Annotated in this window: 14 protein-coding genes; 5 read left to right on the top strand and 9 right to left on the bottom strand. The window is 65.7% G+C overall.

Going from position 1 to position 15,364, the window contains the following annotated elements:
- Positions 1-408: NifU N-terminal domain-containing protein (locus ACIQ3B_RS00730; RefSeq protein WP_397399143.1), on the bottom strand; the 408-nt coding region annotated here is incomplete at its 3' end.
- 138 nt (positions 409-546) lie between these two features.
- On the opposite strand from ACIQ3B_RS00730, the gene ACIQ3B_RS00725 reads away from it, so the two are divergent.
- On the top strand, positions 547-2,355 hold the full coding sequence (locus ACIQ3B_RS00725) for a DUF885 domain-containing protein (protein ID WP_397399141.1): 1,809 nt from the start codon (positions 547-549) through the stop codon (positions 2,353-2,355).
- An 11-nt stretch (positions 2,356-2,366) separates the two neighbouring features.
- Here the strand turns inward: ACIQ3B_RS00725 and ACIQ3B_RS00720 are convergent, their stop codons facing one another.
- The 3 genes from ACIQ3B_RS00720 to murJ all read right to left on the bottom strand — a co-directional run bounded on the left by ACIQ3B_RS00720 (position 2,367) and on the right by murJ (position 5,686).
- The gene (locus tag ACIQ3B_RS00720) at positions 2,367-2,843 is read right to left on the bottom strand and encodes a universal stress protein (RefSeq protein ID WP_397399139.1); all 477 of its coding nucleotides are present in this window, start codon (positions 2,841-2,843) and stop codon (positions 2,367-2,369) included.
- A 36-nt stretch (positions 2,844-2,879) separates the two neighbouring features.
- Positions 2,880-3,914, bottom strand: coding sequence for a tryptophan--tRNA ligase (gene trpS, locus ACIQ3B_RS00715; protein ID WP_397399137.1), 1,035 nt, complete (start codon positions 3,912-3,914; stop codon positions 2,880-2,882).
- Between the two features lie 131 nt (positions 3,915-4,045).
- Positions 4,046-5,686 carry a murein biosynthesis integral membrane protein MurJ gene (gene murJ, locus ACIQ3B_RS00710; RefSeq protein ID WP_397399135.1) on the bottom strand — a complete coding sequence of 547 codons (1,641 nt, stop codon included), beginning with the start codon at positions 5,684-5,686 and terminating at the stop codon, positions 4,046-4,048.
- Positions 5,687-5,812: 126 nt separating this feature from the next.
- On the opposite strand from murJ, the gene ACIQ3B_RS00705 reads away from it, so the two are divergent.
- Positions 5,813-6,451: a sulfotransferase family protein gene (locus ACIQ3B_RS00705; RefSeq protein WP_397399133.1), complete on the top strand. Its 639-nt coding sequence runs from the start codon at positions 5,813-5,815 to the stop codon at positions 6,449-6,451.
- A 3-nt stretch (positions 6,452-6,454) separates the two neighbouring features.
- On the opposite strand, the gene ACIQ3B_RS00700 is transcribed toward ACIQ3B_RS00705, so the two are convergent.
- Positions 6,455-9,274: a [protein-PII] uridylyltransferase gene (locus ACIQ3B_RS00700; protein ID WP_397399131.1), complete on the bottom strand. Its 2,820-nt coding sequence runs from the start codon at positions 9,272-9,274 to the stop codon at positions 6,455-6,457.
- A gap of 112 nt (positions 9,275-9,386) precedes the next feature.
- Here ACIQ3B_RS00700 and vapB point away from each other — a divergent pair, with 112 nt between their 5' ends.
- Together vapB and vapC are read left to right on the top strand one after the other, a co-directional pair.
- Positions 9,387-9,608: a type II toxin-antitoxin system VapB family antitoxin gene (gene vapB / locus ACIQ3B_RS00695; protein WP_397399129.1), complete on the top strand. Its 222-nt coding sequence runs from the start codon at positions 9,387-9,389 to the stop codon at positions 9,606-9,608.
- On the top strand, positions 9,608-10,012 hold the full coding sequence (vapC, locus tag ACIQ3B_RS00690) for a tRNA(fMet)-specific endonuclease VapC (RefSeq protein WP_397399127.1): 405 nt from the start codon (positions 9,608-9,610) through the stop codon (positions 10,010-10,012). The genes vapB and vapC overlap by 1 nt, the downstream gene beginning before the upstream one ends.
- A gap of 10 nt (positions 10,013-10,022) precedes the next feature.
- Here the strand turns inward: vapC and ACIQ3B_RS00685 are convergent, their stop codons facing one another.
- The 4 genes from ACIQ3B_RS00685 to ACIQ3B_RS00670 all read right to left on the bottom strand — a co-directional run bounded on the left by ACIQ3B_RS00685 (position 10,023) and on the right by ACIQ3B_RS00670 (position 14,969).
- On the bottom strand, positions 10,023-10,625 hold the full coding sequence (locus ACIQ3B_RS00685) for an HAD family hydrolase (RefSeq protein WP_397399125.1): 603 nt from the start codon (positions 10,623-10,625) through the stop codon (positions 10,023-10,025).
- On the bottom strand, positions 10,622-11,209 hold the full coding sequence (locus ACIQ3B_RS00680) for a chloramphenicol phosphotransferase CPT family protein (protein WP_397399123.1): 588 nt from the start codon (positions 11,207-11,209) through the stop codon (positions 10,622-10,624). The genes ACIQ3B_RS00685 and ACIQ3B_RS00680 overlap by 4 nt, the downstream gene beginning before the upstream one ends.
- Complete coding sequence (gene mutS / locus ACIQ3B_RS00675) at positions 11,209-13,893, bottom strand: DNA mismatch repair protein MutS (RefSeq protein WP_397399121.1); 2,685 nt, start codon at positions 13,891-13,893, stop codon at positions 11,209-11,211. The genes ACIQ3B_RS00680 and mutS overlap by 1 nt, the downstream gene beginning before the upstream one ends.
- 128 nt (positions 13,894-14,021) lie before the next feature.
- Positions 14,022-14,969: an ABC transporter ATP-binding protein gene (locus tag ACIQ3B_RS00670; protein ID WP_397399119.1), complete on the bottom strand. Its 948-nt coding sequence runs from the start codon at positions 14,967-14,969 to the stop codon at positions 14,022-14,024.
- Between the two features lie 107 nt (positions 14,970-15,076).
- Here ACIQ3B_RS00670 and ACIQ3B_RS00665 point away from each other — a divergent pair, with 107 nt between their 5' ends.
- Entirely contained in the window at positions 15,077-15,340 is a 264-nt protein-coding gene (locus ACIQ3B_RS00665) for a zinc-finger domain-containing protein (protein WP_397399117.1), read from the top strand.
- Positions 15,341-15,364: the final 24 nt, after the last annotated feature.

The following is a 15,364-nucleotide window of genomic DNA, read 5'->3' as shown; positions in this document are numbered from 1 at the left end:
GCCGTCCTGCGCGACGGCGGGACGGATCCGGGTGTCCAGCAGTTCCTTGATCTCCGCGACGATCTGGGCGGTGTCACCCTCGTAGACCCCGTCATCATGGCCGCCTGCCTCGCTGTCACCGGCATCGTCGAACAGGGGCTGGCCCGAAGTGAAGTGGTCCATGATCGACGCCAGGATCGGCGCCTTCAGGTGCGCCCAATCCTCGTCGGCCTGTTTTCCCACGGTGATGAAATCAGGCCCGTAGAAGACCCGATTGACGCCTTCGATACCGAACAGTTCGGCGGCGAGCGGCGAGGCGGACGCCTCGTCCGGCGAACGGAAATCCCGCGTGCCTTCGCCCAGCACGGCCTTGCCGGGCAGGAACTTCAGCACTTCGGGATTGGGCGTGGCTTCGGTCTGGATGAACATTCCTGAGATGTGGCGCGTCCCGCATCGCCCTGCAAGCCATCGCACGACAGAGATGGCCTCAATATCGCCACAAAATCACGGGCTGGACATCTTGAGGTTGTGCCAACAGGCGATTAGGGGCGGCAAATGTATCGTACTTTGAAAATCCTTCTCCTCCTGGGCGCAGCCGGGTTTGCATCACCGCTTGCAGCGCAGCCTGCGGCGGCGGCGACCGCGACCGCGACCGCGACCGAGGATGCGCGCCTGGCCCGGTTCTTTCAGGAGGCATTTCTGGAGGGCGTGCGACAAAGCCCTGAGTCGCTGACCTTCCTGGGCATGAAGGACCGCTACGGCGAACTGGGCGACTACACCGAAGCCGGCGGGCGCAAGGCGCTGGCGCTATCGGAAGAGCAGCTGGCGCGAATGAACCGAATGTTCGATCGGTCGAAACTCAACGAGGCATCGAAGCTTTCGTTCGACCTGTTTGGCCGATCAGTGGCTGTGCAACGGGTTCTCACGCGCTGGCGGTGGCAAGGCTACGCCGTCACATCGACAGGCGGCGCGCTTGATGGCATCCCCGTGTTGCTGATCAATGCGCATCGGGTGGATACCGTCTCGGACGCCGAGGCCTACATCGCTCGACTTCGCGCCGTGGACCGCGTCTCCCGCGAGATTTCTGCGGACATCGAAGCGCGGACAGAAAGAAAATTCCTGCCGCCCGCGTTTGTGTTCGACAGGGTGATCCCCGACGCCGGAAACCAGATCAAGGGCGCCCCCTTCGACACCGGGCCTGATCACCCTGTCTGGGCGGATCTGAAGAAGAAGATTGCTGCACTCAAAGCCGATGACACGGTCAAGGCCAGGCTGTTGGCGGAGGGCGAGGCCGCCCTCAAGGGCGAGTGGCGAAAGGGTTACGAGGGCTATCTTGCCGCGTTGACCACGATGTCCCGGGCGGCTGGTTCGGTCAACGGGGTCTGGGCCTTGCCGGAAGGTGAAGCCTACTACGCCGACATGGTGGCTTTTTACACGACCACCCCCCTGACGCCGGATCAGATTCACAGCATGGGACTTTCCGAAGTCGCCCGGGTTCGCGCCGAGATGGAGACCATCAAGCGCAAGGTCGGGTTCACGGGATCACTTGAGGCGTTCTTCCAGCATGTGAAGACCGATCCCCGCTTTCACTACGCCAACGACGCCGCCGGTAAGGCGCAGTACCTGGCTGACGCCCGGGGAATTATTGCCGAATATCTCGCCGTGGCAGACAAGCAGTTTTCCGCGTTGCCCAAGCTTCCCCTCGAGGTGCGCGCGGTGGAGCCCTTCCGCGAAAAGACCGCACCCGTTGCCTTCTATTCTCAAGGCGCGCCGGACGGATCACGACCCGGAATCTTCTATGTGAATCTCTCGGACATGACCCAGGTCCTCAAGCCGCAATTGCGGGTGATCGCGTACCATGAGGGTGCGCCCGGCCATCATTTCCAGATTTCACGCAGCCAGGAACAGGCAGATTTGCCGATGTTCCGACGGCAGGCCTATCAGGGCGCCTACATCGAAGGGTGGGGCCTCTACGCCGAGAAGCTGGGCAAGGAGGCCGGATTCTACACGGATCCTTACGACGACTTCGGACGCCTCTCGCTGGAGATCTGGCGGGCGGCGCGGCTTGTTCTAGACACTGGAATCCATACCAAGCGCTGGTCCCGTGATCAGGCCGTGGACTATATGCGAACCAACACCCTGAACTCCGAGCGGGATATCCAGAGCGAGGTTGACCGCTATTTCACCACGCCAGGGCAGGCTACCAGCTACAAGATCGGTGAACTGAAGATCCTCGAGATTCGCCAGAGGGCACAGGAGGCGCTGGGATCGAAGTTCGATGTCCGGGCCTTCCACGAAACCCTGCTGGAGGCAGGCGCCCTGCCACTGGACGTCCTGGAAGAGCGGGTCGACGCCTATATCTCGCGCACGCGCTGAGCTTCCCGCGATTACGCCAGGTCGGCGATCTCATCATCGGACAGGTCGCCAGGCACGATGGTGATCGGCACCTTGCGGGCGCCCCACTTGACCCCATCCTTGGCGATGGCGGCGACCAGCGGCCCCGGACCTCGCCCGCCGACCGCGGCGGCAAGCACAAGGATCTTGATATCCGGATCGTCGGACAGGACCTGTCGCAGGGCCGCGCGGGTGGAATCGGCGGTCTGGATCAGGAACTCCGGCGGCAGACCTGTCTCGGCCAGGACGTAGGCCGCCGATAGCTGGAGAGCGGCCTCCGCCTCTTCGCGCTGCTGTCGGGCAATCTCGTCGCGCACACCGGACCAGTGCTCGAAGACCGCCGGCTCGATGACCTTGAGCAGCGCCACATAGCCGCCCGTGGAACGGGCGCGCCGGCAGGCGAAACGCAAGGCCGTCTGGAATTCAGCGGTCTCATCCGCCACCACAAGAAACTTGCGCCGTGTGCTCATGGCGCGAACCTGCGGCGCCGGGGACCGACGCGCAAGTCAGCCCGCCCAGTAGCCCACGATCTTCTTTACCTCGGCGAGCGTCGGCGCAGCCACCTCGCGGGCCCGTTCCGCGCCCGCCGCCAGCACCCGGTCGATCTCGGCGGGATCGGCCATCAGTCGTCGCATTTCCCCGCCGATCGGGGCCATCACGGACACGGCAAGGTCGGCCAGCCTCGGCTTGAAGGCGCCAAAGCCCTGGCCGGCGAATTCGGTCAGCACCTCCTGCGCCGTACGGCCCGACAGCGCGGCGTAGACCCCAACCAGATTCTCGGCTTCCGCTCGCCCTTTCAGCTCGTCCAGCGTCTCCGGCAGCACGTCGGCGTCGGTGCGGGCCTTGCGGATCTTCTGGGCGATGGTTTCGGCGTCGTCCGTCAGATTGATCCGGGAGTTGTCGGAAGGGTCCGACTTGGACATCTTCGCCGTACCGTCGCGCAGACTCATCACCCGCGCGCCTGGCCCCTGGGTCAGGGCGTCCGGCAGCGGGAAGAAGCCCGGCGCGTCGAAGTCCGTGTTGAACTTTGCGGCGATGTCGCGGGTGAGTTCCAGATGCTGGCGCTGGTCCTCGCCAACCGGCACGTGGGTAGCCTTATAGATCAGGATGTCGGCAGCCTGCAGCACCGGATAGGTATAGAGACCGACGCTCTCGCGCTCCTTGTGCTTGCCGGCCTTGTCCTTGAACTGGGTCATCCGGTCCAGCCACCCCACCCGCGCCACACAGTTGAAAACCCAGGCGAGTTCGGCGTGCGCCGGCACGGCGGACTGGGGGAAAATGGTGGCGACCGCGGGGTCCAGTCCGGTGGCCAGATAGGCCGCAGCGATCTCGCGGACCTGGCCCTTCAGTTTCGCAGGATCCTGCCAGGCCGTGATGGCGTGCAGGTCGGCGACGAAGATGAAGGTCTCGATCTCATGCTGCAGGCGGGCGAACTTCACCAGCGCGCCGAGGTAGTTGCCGAGATGAAGGTCGCCCGTCGGCTGGACACCGGAGAGCACGCGTTGGGGGCCCGCGTAAGGGGCAGGAGATTGATCGGTCATGATGTGCGGGTTCTGAAGGCAACGGACAGGCGAGCGCAAGGCCCGAAACGACGGCAGGTCAGGTCGTCAGCGCCATCGGCGAGCGTGGTTTCCGTTTGCCATCGTGAGATCGGTGTACTGCCGAGACGTCATCAGGACAAGTCCGTGGGCGGCATTGCAACATCACCCTTGCGGCGCCGGAAGGCCGCACGGGCCTCGGCTGGTGTTACCCCGCCGAACGCGAACAGCAGCACCGGATAGAGCAAGGCGCCCGCCAGACACAGCAGCAGGACGGCAATTTCCTTAGCGCCGAGGAACCCCAGGCCTGCCCCCAACGGCGCCTCCAGGGCCGCTCTGAAATGCACGCCGACGGCAAGTGCGATCCCCAGCCCGCCGCTGGCCAGCCCGACACGGATCATCTTGCCCGTGGCGCGCGAAGAGGGCGTCCAGTGTCCATGAGTGCGAAGGTAGGCGACCATCTGGATCACGGTGATCCACGAAGCGGCCGATGTGGCCAGAGCGATGCCCTCAAAGCCCAGAATGAAGAACAGCGCGACACCCAGCGCAATGTTCACTGCCACCGATAGCAGCGAGTAGTTCATCGGCGTTCGTGTGTCGCCCCGGGCGAAGAAAGCAGGCTGCAGGATCTTGATCAACACGAAGGCCGGCACCCCCCAACCGTAGTGAAACAGCAGCTTGCCGGCATTGGCGGCATCCTCGCTGGTGAAGGCCCCGCGCGTGAAAAAGCCGTCGGTCAGGTAGACCGGCATGCCCATAAGGGCCGCCGCCGCCGGCAAGCTGAGCGCCAGGCCGAAGACCACGGCCTGGTCCATGGCGGCCTGGGTGTCGGCCTGATCCTTCTGCTGGAACGAGGTCGAGAGGCGGGGCAGCAGAGCCACGCCGATAGCCACGCCCACAAGGCTCAGGGGCAGCTGGTAGAAGCGTTCGGCGATGTTGAGCCAGACGCGCATGCCCGCCACCTGGCTGGCCAGCATTGCCGATATGAACAGGTTGATCTGGGTGGCGCTGGAGGCGATCACGCCCGGGACCATCCGCCGGATCATCGCCTTCATCTCCGGCGTCAGCTTCAGGTGTCGCGGATGAATGCGGGCGCCGGCGCGGTGGGCGCCCCACCAGCAGAGCCCCGCCTGGCTGACGCCGGCGACCAGCACGCCCCATGACGCCGCATAGGCTGCCTCAGTCGGATCATGCTGCGGCAGGATGGCGATCAGCATCACCACGTTCAGCAAGGTCGGATAAAGGCCGTAGATGATGAACCGGCCCCGCGCCTGCAGCGTGCCCGCGAACAGGGCGGCGATCACCATGCAAGGCAGGTAGGGCATGGTGATCTGGGTGAGGATCACCGCCAACTTGAACTTGGCAGGATCAGCCAGAAACCCGTAGCTGTACGCCATCATCAACCAGGGCATGGCCAGTTGGCACAGGATCGTCAGCAAAATCGTGCCCGCGGCCATGGTGGCCAGCGCATCCGAGGCGAAACGGTCGGCCTCTTCTTTCCCGTCGGCAGCCAGACGTTTGGCGTAGTCGGGGACGAACGCAGCGGCGAACGCGCCCTCCGCAAACATGCGGCGAAAGAGGTTCGGAAACGCCAGGGCCGTGTAATAGGCATCGGCGGCGATGGTCTGGCTGGCGCCCAGCTTGGCGGTGATCACCAGATCCCGCGCCAGGCCCATGAACCGGCTGACAAGGGTCAGCCCGGAATAGATCGCCGATGAGCGCAGCAGGCCGCCGCGCCTGGGTGGTGGATCAGCGGAGGACGGGCTGTTGGTCACGGGGCCTAGGTCGGCTGCGTCGGGAACGACGTCAACCTAGCGGCGGAAAGTGGAAAAGGCGTGCGGATTTGTCGTGCAAGTCTCAAAGCCTGGGTTAGGCTTTCGTCCAGCAAGGGGAACCACGCCATGGGTTTGAAGGTCATCGGCTCCGGCCTGGGGCGGACGGGCACGCTTTCGACAAAGCTTGCGCTGGAACAGCTGGGGTTCGCCCCCTGTCATCATATGGTCGAGGTGTTCATGCGACCGGCCTCCGTGCCGCTCTGGATCGCCGCCGGTCAGGGCAAGCCCGACTGGGACGCGATCTTCGAGGACTTCGAAGCGATGGTGGACCATCCCGGTTGCGCGTTCTGGCGCGAACTGGCCGACTACTATCCCGACGCCAAGGTGCTGCATACCGTGCGGGATCCGGACAAGTGGTTCGACTCGACCCAAGCCACGATCTTCAATCCAGACCGTCCCGGCCCGCCCGGCGGCGACATGAAGGTGTTCTTCGACCAACTCTACGGCTGGTATGGCGGCGACATCCATGATCGCGCCTTCATGGTGGACTTCTTTCGCCGCCATACCGAGGCTGTCATCGCCGGCGTACCGAAGGATCGACTGCTCGTGTTCGACGTGACCGAGGGCTGGGAAACGCTTTGCACTTTCCTGAACGTTCCGGTCCCGGAGACGCCCTACCCACGGGAAAACTCGAAGCAGGAGTTCCAGAGCCGCGTGGCAAGCGGCCAGATGCCGATCGACCTGGAAAAGGTGGCGCGGCCCTGAGGTTTATCGCGCGCTGCTGGCGCGGGCCTGTTGAAGGTTGGTTCGGCGAGCCCTGGCGCTCTCGGCCTCGCCCGCGTTGAGATCGGCGAGCAGCGCCGCCTTCAAGGAATTGCCCTTGCGGGCGTCGGTGATCTTGTCGCCGGCTTCGTCGACCACATAGAAGGCGTCCACCGCCCGCTCACCATAGCCGCCGATGTGGGCCGAGGTGATCAACAGGCCGGCGTCCGACAGGGTGCGCGCCAGGCTGGCCAGGAGGCCGGGCCGGTCGCGACCGGACGCCTCAACGACAGTGGCGGTTTCCGAAGCGTCATTGTCCAACATGACCGCCGGGGTGATGGCGAAGGCCGCAGCGCGGGCCAGGTCCTGGCGACGCGGTTCGCGCCCGTGGGGTTCGCCGCGGGCGGCGGCGGCGAGCTGATCGCCAAGCCGGGTCAGGCTTCGCGGGTCGACACCCCCGAAAGGTGCGCCAGTGATGTCCTGAAGGTAGAACACATCCAGTGCTTGCTGCTGACGCGAGGTGAAGACCCGCGCGCCGACGATGTTTGCCCCGGCTGCGGTGATCGCCTCGGCGAGATCCACGAACAGGCGGGGCCTGTCAGCCGCGGCGACTACCAACTCGGAGGCGTTGAGGTCGGCGCGGACACGGCCGGCGGCCGCTGCGCCCTTTTCATCCCGGGCCGAGCGCGACAAGCGGGCGTGAGCCAGCACCTCGGCGTCGTCAAAGGCGGTGAAGTAGGCGTCCTCCATGGCGTCGCCCCAGGACTCGGCGCTGGCCTCCACCCTGGCCAGGCGGACACGGGCGTCGTAGGCCGCGTTCTCCTGATAGCGCCTGAGCGCCGCGGCCGCGTCCGAGCCGCGCCCGCCACGAAAAACAGCCTCGGTGGCTGAGTAGAGTTCGCGCAGCAACTGGCCCTTCCAGCCATTCCAGACGCCCGGTCCCACAGCGCGGATATCGGCGACGGTGAGCACCAGCAGCAGGCGCAGCCGCTCGGGGGACTGCACGATGGCGGCGAAATCTGAAACCGTGCGCGGATCGGAGATGTCGCGTTTCTGGGCTGTATCGCTCATCACCAGGTGGTGTTCGACCAGCCAGGCCACCAGTTCGATCTTGGAGCGTTCCAGCCCCAGGCGTTCGCAGGCCTGACGGGCTGCGCGCGCGCCGGCCACCTCCTGGCCCCCGGCGCCGCCCTTGCCGGTGTCGTGCAGCAGCATGGCCAGGAACAGCGCCTCGCGATCCACGATCAGCGGCATGATCTGGGTCGCCAGCGGATGCTCTTCCGGCATACGTCCCGCCGCGATCTCGGAGATCACGCCCACGGCCCGCAGGGTGTGCTCGTCCACGGTATAGGAGTGGTACATATTGAACTGCATCTGCGCGACGATGCGGCCGAACTCGGGCAGGTAGCGACCGAGCACCCCGGCCTCCGTCATGAGCGTGAGCGTCGTTCTCGGATCGCGGCCGCGGGCCAGAATATCGAGAAACACGCGCGCCGCATGCCGGTCGCGTCGGACCGCTGACGTGATCAGGGAAATTGCCCGGGAAGCGGCGGTGAAGGCATCGGGGTGGAGGTCCAGATTCCGCTGGTCGGCCACCTTGAACAGCCGCAACAGGTTGGTCGGATCGGTCTGAAAGATGTCGGGGTCCACATCGAGACGACCACCCACCTCGACAAACCCCGGCTCGGCCAGCGGTTTGCGGGTCACCTTGCGGCCCGGGATGAAGCGCGAGATGCCGCGCGGCTCCATCTTGACCTGTTCAGACTCCAGCTTGGCTGCAAACACCCGGGTAAGTGCGCCCACGTCCTTGGCGATCAGGAAGTAGCGGCGCATGAACCGCTCGACCGCCGGCGCATCGCCGCGGTCGCCATAGCCCATCCGCCGGGCGATCTCCGGCTGCAGATCAAAAGTCAGCCGCTCTTCCGGGCGGCCGGTGGCGAAGTGCAGGTGACCGCGCACGGCCCAGAGGAAATCGAAGGCCTGGATGAAGGCCCGCACCTCGCGCCGCGCGAACATCTCCAGTTGCAGCACCTTTTCAATGGACTGGCCTGGATGCAGGTACTGAGCGATCCAGAAGAGGGTGTTGAGGTCGCGGAGGCCGCCCTTGCCCTCCTTGATATTGGGCTCGACCATGTACCGGCTGGCGCCGGCGCGGGTCTGGCGCTCATCGCGCTCCTTCAGTTTGGCGGTAACGAACTCCGCCCCGGTCCCGCGAACCACCTCGGCCTGAAACCGCCGCATCAGCTCATCGGCCAGCTTCGCGTCACCGGTCAGGCGCCTGGCCTCCAGGATCGAGGTGCGGATGGTGAAATCCTCGCGGCTGAGCTTGATGCACTCCTCGATGGTTCGCGAGGCGTGACCCACCTTGAAGCCCAGATCCCAGAGCGCATACAGCATGAACTCGATGACGCTTTCGGCGTGCGCCGTCTGTTTGTAGGGGCGCACAAACAGCAGATCGATGTCGGAGAACGGCGCCAGCGTGCCGCGCCCGTAGCCCCCCACCGCCATCAGGGCCAGACGTTCACCCTCGGTGGGATTGCGCGCACGGAACACGTGGACGGTGGTAAAGTCCCATAGCGCCGAGACCACCTCGTCGGTAACTCCGGACAGCAGGCTCGCGGTTTCGATCCCGCCGGCGCCGTTCTCCAGCCGCTCCTTGGCGATCATCCGCCCGCGAAACAGGGCAGCCTTCAGAATATCCAGCGCGGCCTTTCGTTGAGCCGGCTCATCCCCCACACGTTCAAGGGCCGCCGCCGACAACTGACTGCGCAGGCGAACGCCGTCGACGACGTATTCCAGGCGTGTGGGGCGAAGGCGTGTGACCATGACTGGTGAGCCATATAGGACAGTTCGTTAACGGGCGCAGGAGGTTCTGGCTGGGCCGAAGCTTGCCAGACTTGGATTTGGGATATACAATGTGTATATCTCTGAGGCCGCCATGACGCGAACCACTCTCTTCATGTCCAACCGCTCCCAGGCCGTGCGGCTGCCCAAGGACGTGGCCTTTCCCGACGACGTTCGCTCGGTCACGATCCTGCGAGAGGGCAAACGCCGGATCATCGTGCCCACCGAAACACTATGGGACGAGTTCTTCGATGCGCCGGGCGTCGATCTGGGCGAGCGCGTTCAACCGGCGGGGCAGGCACGGGACGCGTTCTGATGCTGCGCTACACGCTGGACACCAACCTGTGTATTCGCGTGCTCAGGGACCGTCCGGCGCAGGCGCGCGAGCGGTTCAATCTCGAGGCGGACGGGCTCTGTATCTCGACCGTCGTGCTGACGGAATTGTTGCATGGCGCCGCAAAGTCGGCCCGTCCGGCGCATCATCGAAGGGAGGTTGAACGGTTCGCAAGTCGCCTTGAGGTCCTGGCGTTCGACGTTGCGGCTGCCGACCACGCGGCCGATATCCGGGCCGCGCTGGAGCGAAAGGGGCAGCCCATCGGCGGCTATGACCTACTGATCGCCGGCCACGCGCGCAGCCGGGGCCTGGTCATCGTCACCGGAAATCTTGCGGAGTTCGGTCGCGTCGACGGCCTGCGATGCGAGGACTGGCTGACGGATTGAGGCTTTGCTGTCATCCACCTGCGGCGAGCACCTCGGAAAGTCGCGCCGTCCCGTCCCACAGCGCGCCGCCCCAGCTCGCGGCGCGGGCGGCCTCGACGTTCGCCGGCCGATCATCGAGCAGGAACAGATCGGCCGGGGCAAATCCGGTGCGGGCCTCGATGCGGGCGTAGAACTCGGGGTCCGGCTTTCCGCAGCCCAGGTCGGCGGCATAGTGCATGGCGTCGAAGCAGTCGCTGAAGCCCAGCGTGTTCCAGAGGTAGGCGGCGCGCTCGTGCTCCTGAACGGTGGCGAGGTGAAGGATCAGGCCGCGCGAGCGTAATGCTGCGAGATCAGCCAGCAGCTCATCGTCGAGCCAGGCGTCCTTTGCGAACCAGTAGGCGGTAAGCTCGTCACTGGTCAGATGCGGCGCGTGCCGGGCGAGGAACGGATCGAGCCGGTCCCGCAACGCCGCGCGTCCCATCACCACATCGCTCCAGTGGGGGCGGAAGAAGTGGGATTGGAGAAGGTCAGCCGGCAGGCCGAGATCGGTTTCGAGGTCGGCGGTCCAGCCCCCGGGACGGGTGCGGATCACCACGCCGTCGACGTCGACCATCAAGGCTTTTAGCTTGTTCATTGGGGCTGGCTCGTGAGTACGCTTCCATGACGTCTCGCTTTCAAAGCCGAAAGGATAGCTTCGGCGCATTGGTCAGGGGACATCGACGTGGTGTCGAGCTCAAGATCATACGGCCCTTGTGCATGAACGCGTTCGTGCTGCCAGAGCGCCTGACCCACGCCACGGTCACCGCGATCCAGCTCACGCCTCTGCAACTCGGCAAGGTCGCACTGAACGCCGACCAGAAATACGTCCCGACCGTGGAGGACATCGGCCCAGTCGTCTCGCTGGCCCGGATCCGTGAAGACGGCGTCGACAATGGCGCGCATGCCTGCATCCACGGCTGCCCGAACCATCCGCCGCCAAGCCTGCATCGTTCTTAAGCCTTCCGGTCCAGATACAATTTCCAGCTCCCCGTTCGGATGCGGAACGAAATGGAACCCTTCTTCACTTCTGTCCCAGCGCAACGGAAGCCATCCAAAAACATCGTCCACGCTAAAGGTCAGGTAGCCCACAGGGAGCAAGGCCTGGAGCGACTTCGAGATCGAGGTTTTGCCCGATGATGAGCTGCCATTGAGCAAGATCAGGTCGGGCCACGGCGCCATCACCCCAACAACCCCTTGAGCCTGTACAGCGCATCCATGGCCTCGCGCGGGCTCATGCCGTCGGGATCCAAGACCTGCAGTGCTTCCTCGACCTTGCTCGGCCCGAACCTCGCCTCAGGCTCCGCCACGGCGGCGAACAATGGAAGTTCGTCGAGATTGGCGGGCCCCGAGGCTTCCTTCTCCAGACGTTCCAGCACCTGCCTGGCGCGCGCCACCACGCCTGGCGGCACACCGGCCAGTTTCGCCACCTGCACGCCATAGCTCCGATCCGCAGCGCCAGGGCCAGCTTCGTGCAGGAAGATCAGGTCGCCGTTCCACTCCCTGGCCTTGAGGCTGAGGTTGGAGACGTGCGCCAGCCGACCCTCCAGCACCGCCAGCTCGTGATAGTGCGTCGCGAACAGGGCGCGGCAACGGTTGGTCTCATGCAGCGCTTCGGCGCAGGCCCAGGCGATGGCCAGGCCGTCGTAGGTGGCGGTGCCGCGGCCAATTTCGTCCAGGATAACAAGGCTTCGCGGAGTAGCTTGCGTCAGGATGGCGGCGGTCTCGACCATCTCCATCATGAAGGTCGAGCGGCCGCGGGCCAGGTCATCACCCGCGCCGACCCGGCTGAACAACCGGTCGACCACGCCCAGGCGAAAGCGTTTGGCAGGCACGAAGCAGCCGGACTGGGCCAGCACGGCCAACAGCGCATTCTGCCGCAGGAAGGTGGATTTGCCGGCCATGTTCGGGCCGGTAACGATGGAGAGGCGTGGACCGCCGACACCCGCGCCGTCCAGTCGGCAATCGTTGGGCGTGAAGGCGTCGCCCGCCCTTCGCACGGCAGCCTCAACCACCGGATGGCAGGCCGCCTCGGCCTCGAAGGCGGTGGATCGATCCAATACCGGGCGGGTCGCGCCGACATCGTCGGCCCATTCGGCCAGGGCCGCGCCGACATCGAGCGTGGCGGCGGCCTGCGCTGCGCCCATAACCTCGCGCGCCACTTCGATCGCCGCCGATCGCCAGGCTTCGAAGGTCTCGAGTTCGATGGCCAGCGCCCGCTCTGCGGCCTGGGCGATCTTCGCGTCGAGTTCAGCGAGTTCGACCGTGGTGAAGCGTACCTGATTGGCCAGCGTCTGCCGATGGATGAAGGTCGCGTTCAGCGGCGCAGTCATCAGCGGCTCCGCCGCCCTGGCTGTGGTTTCGACGAAATAGCCCAGGACAGCGTTGTGGCGGATCTTGAGTGAAACGCCGCTCTCGCCCGCCAGCTGCGCCTCGAGCGCGGCAATTACACGTCGGCTGTCGTCGCGAAGGGCGCGGGCATGGTCGAGCTCGGGCCGGACGCCTGGCGAGACAAATCCTCCATCCCGGGTCAGGGTTGGCAAATCCGCACCCAGACCATTGGCCAACAGGTCCCGGAAGGCCGCAAGCTGGGGCAGGAGGTTGAGGTCAAGCGCCGCAACCGCGGCGGCGATCTCGGCAGGCGGCTCGACCAGTGGCTCACGCGCATCGACGAACAGGCCACAGACCGCCTCGCCGATCCCCAGGCCGTCGCGCAGCGCGCCGAGGTCACGGGGTCCACCCCGGCCCAGCGCCAGTCGGGAAAGGCCGCGGGCCATGTCCGGCATGGCCCGTAACGTATCGCGCAGGCGCTGACGCTGGGGTCGCCGTTCGCAGAACCAGGCGACGGCATCAAGTCGCACATCAATCGCTGCCGGATCCAGCAGGGGCCGCGCCAGGCGCGCGCTCAACAGCCGTGCGCCCGGCGAGGTAACGGTGCGGTCAATGGCCGCCGCCAACGAGCCTTCGCGGGCGCCGGAGGTGGCGCGCTCGATCTCCAGGCTGATGCGGGTTGCGGGGTCGATGATCATCACATCGGCCTCTCCTGCGCGGCGCGGGGCCGACAGGACCGGGACGCGGCCAGCCTGGGTGGTCTCCAGATGTGCGGCGATCAGGCCCAGAGCCGAAATCTCGGCGCCTGACAGGGGACCGAAGCCGTCGAGAGTGTCGACGCCGTAGAGCCGCTTCAACCGCGCCTCTGAGGCCCCCGGCTCGGCCAGCGCGCCGGGCATGGGTTGCACGAACCCCCCCGCCGCCTTCAGGGCCTCGGAGACGGCGGCGTCCGCGAACAACCGGTCCGGAACCAGGATCTCGGACGGTCCCAGCGCCGCCAGCGCCGAGGCGAGGCCCCCCACCGTGATCGCGAAACACTCGACCTCGCCGGTGGAAAGCTCGACGCTGGCTACCGCCGCCGAACCCGCCCTTACCGAGACGGCAGCCAGCCGATTGGCGCCGCGAGCATCCAGAAGGCCGTCCTCTGTCAGGGTTCCCGGCGTCACGACCCGCACGACATCGCGACGCACCACGGCCTTGGAGCCGCCCCGACGTTTTGCGGTCTCCGCGTCCTCGAGCTGATCGCAGACCGCAACCTTGAAGCCCGCCCGGATGAGCTTGGCGAGGTAGGCTTCCATGGCGTGGGCAGGAACGCCGGCCATCGGGATCGGCGATCCGCCATGCTGGCCGCGCGCGGTCAGGGTGATTCCCAAGGTTGCGGCGGCCTTCTGGGCGTCTTCGAAGAACAGCTCGTAGAAATCGCCCATGCGGAAAAACACGAGGGCGTCCGGCTGGCTGGCCTTGGCCTGGAAATACTGGGCCATCACCGGGGTGGCGCCGGCGGCGTCTGGCGAAGGGGGAGTCTGGGCGTTCATGAGCAGGCCGACGCTAAAGGATGACGCCGCGACCCGCACCCCTTGAACCATCCATGTAGAACGCCAAGCTGTGGATGGATGCCCGGCGAACCCAGCGATACCCGATTTCTGATTGTTCCGGCGGGGCCTCAGGCGGCGACGGGGTTGGCCGAGGTCAGGGACACGAACACGTCCTCCAGATCAGGGTCTTCCGTGGAGATATCCTTGATGTGCAGCCCGGCGGCGCGGACAGCGGCCAGCACCTGCTCCACGCTGGACTGCCCCGTGCGGTAGGTCACCGAGAAGCCGCCGGACTTCAGCAGTTTGGTCTCGAAGCCCGCCAGAGCCGGTGCGGCCGCCAGGGGTTGATCGGGTGTGACCAGCACCATGCGGGTGTCCATCCGCTGGAGCAAAGTCGCGGTGGGTTCGCAAACCACGACCTGCCCCCGGTTGACGATCGCAATCTGGTCGCAAAGCTCCTGAGCCTCTTCCAGATAGTGGGTGGTGAGTACGATCGTCACACCCTTGCGGTTCAGTTCCAGCACATAGTTCCAGAGCTGTTTGCGCAGTTCGACATCTACCCCTGCGGTGGGCTCGTCGAGGATCAGCACCGGCGGATTGTGCACCATGGCCTTGGCCACCATCAGCCGGCGCTTCATGCCGCCCGAAAGCTGGCGTACATAGGCATTGGCCTTGTCGGACAGGCCCAGCGCGGCCAGCAGTTCATCGGTGCGCCGCTCGGACTTCGGCACCGCGTACATACCAGCCGCCACTTCCATGGATTCTTTCGGCGTAAAGAATGGGTCGGCGGCGATCTCCTGCGGCACCACCCCGATGGCGGCTCGCGCGTCGCGCGGTCGGTGATCGATATCGCGACCCCAGATCAGGACCTCGCCGGATGTCTTCTCGCAAAGACCCGCCAGTATGTTGATGAAGGTCGACTTGCCCGCCCCGTTCGGTCCCAGCAGTCCGAAGATCGAGCCGCGAGGAATGGCAAGATCGATGCCTTTCAGGGCCTGCATCTCCGGCGTCGTCTTGGTCGCCGCATAGGTCTTGGTCAGGCCTCTGGCCTCGATGGCGAAATCCGGAAGGTCCATGAGCGTCCTGAACTTGGGCGTGGTGCGTTGACGACGAAAGCCGCTCTCGCATACCTAGAGGCCAGCCTGCGCCGCGCCAAGCGGTTGGCACGCAAGGTACGAAGATCATGGCCCGCAAAGCTGCTGCAAAAACCCCCGTCCAGCCGGCGACGTCCGTCCTCGGCCCTGCGCCTGAGGTGATCGCCGTCCACAGCCACCGGATCGCCTGCGACGGCGGCGGCGGGGCGCTGGGCCATCCACGCGTGTGGCTGGAGATGGGCGAGGGAGCCTACGTAGAGTGCCCCTACTGCGATCGCCGTTTCGTGCGCGCGACAGGACCGGGCCGTGGTCAGACGGCGCCGGGCGTCTACGAGGGTTCTGGCGGGCACTGAACCAGAAAGTCCGCCATCAGGCCA

Source organism: Phenylobacterium sp. (genome assembly GCF_044358365.1).
In the GTDB taxonomy this organism is placed as follows: Bacteria; Pseudomonadota; Alphaproteobacteria; order Caulobacterales; family Caulobacteraceae; genus Phenylobacterium.
Note: the sequence above shows the minus strand (reverse complement) of the source record. Positions and strands in the feature narration are given on the sequence as shown.

Excerpts from the sequence above, each read along its gene's own strand:
- ACIQ3B_RS00720 (WP_397399139.1), bottom strand. The coding sequence starts at position 2,843 with ATGAGCACACGGCGCAAGTTTCTTGTGGTGGCGGATGAGACCGCTGAA.
- trpS (WP_397399137.1), bottom strand. The coding sequence starts at position 3,914 with ATGACCGATCAATCTCCTGCCCCTTACGCGGGCCCCCAACGCGTGCTC.
- ACIQ3B_RS00705 (WP_397399133.1), top strand. The coding sequence starts at position 5,813 with ATGGGTTTGAAGGTCATCGGCTCCGGCCTGGGGCGGACGGGCACGCTT.
- ACIQ3B_RS00700 (WP_397399131.1), bottom strand. The coding sequence starts at position 9,274 with ATGGTCACACGCCTTCGCCCCACACGCCTGGAATACGTCGTCGACGGC.
- vapB (WP_397399129.1), top strand. The coding sequence starts at position 9,387 with ATGACGCGAACCACTCTCTTCATGTCCAACCGCTCCCAGGCCGTGCGG.
- vapC (WP_397399127.1), top strand. The coding sequence starts at position 9,608 with ATGCTGCGCTACACGCTGGACACCAACCTGTGTATTCGCGTGCTCAGG.
- ACIQ3B_RS00685 (WP_397399125.1), bottom strand. The coding sequence starts at position 10,625 with ATGAACAAGCTAAAAGCCTTGATGGTCGACGTCGACGGCGTGGTGATC.
- ACIQ3B_RS00680 (WP_397399123.1), bottom strand. The coding sequence starts at position 11,209 with ATGGCGCCGTGGCCCGACCTGATCTTGCTCAATGGCAGCTCATCATCG.
- mutS (WP_397399121.1), bottom strand. The coding sequence starts at position 13,893 with ATGAACGCCCAGACTCCCCCTTCGCCAGACGCCGCCGGCGCCACCCCG.
- ACIQ3B_RS00670 (WP_397399119.1), bottom strand. The coding sequence starts at position 14,969 with ATGGACCTTCCGGATTTCGCCATCGAGGCCAGAGGCCTGACCAAGACC.
- ACIQ3B_RS00665 (WP_397399117.1), top strand. The coding sequence starts at position 15,077 with ATGGCCCGCAAAGCTGCTGCAAAAACCCCCGTCCAGCCGGCGACGTCC.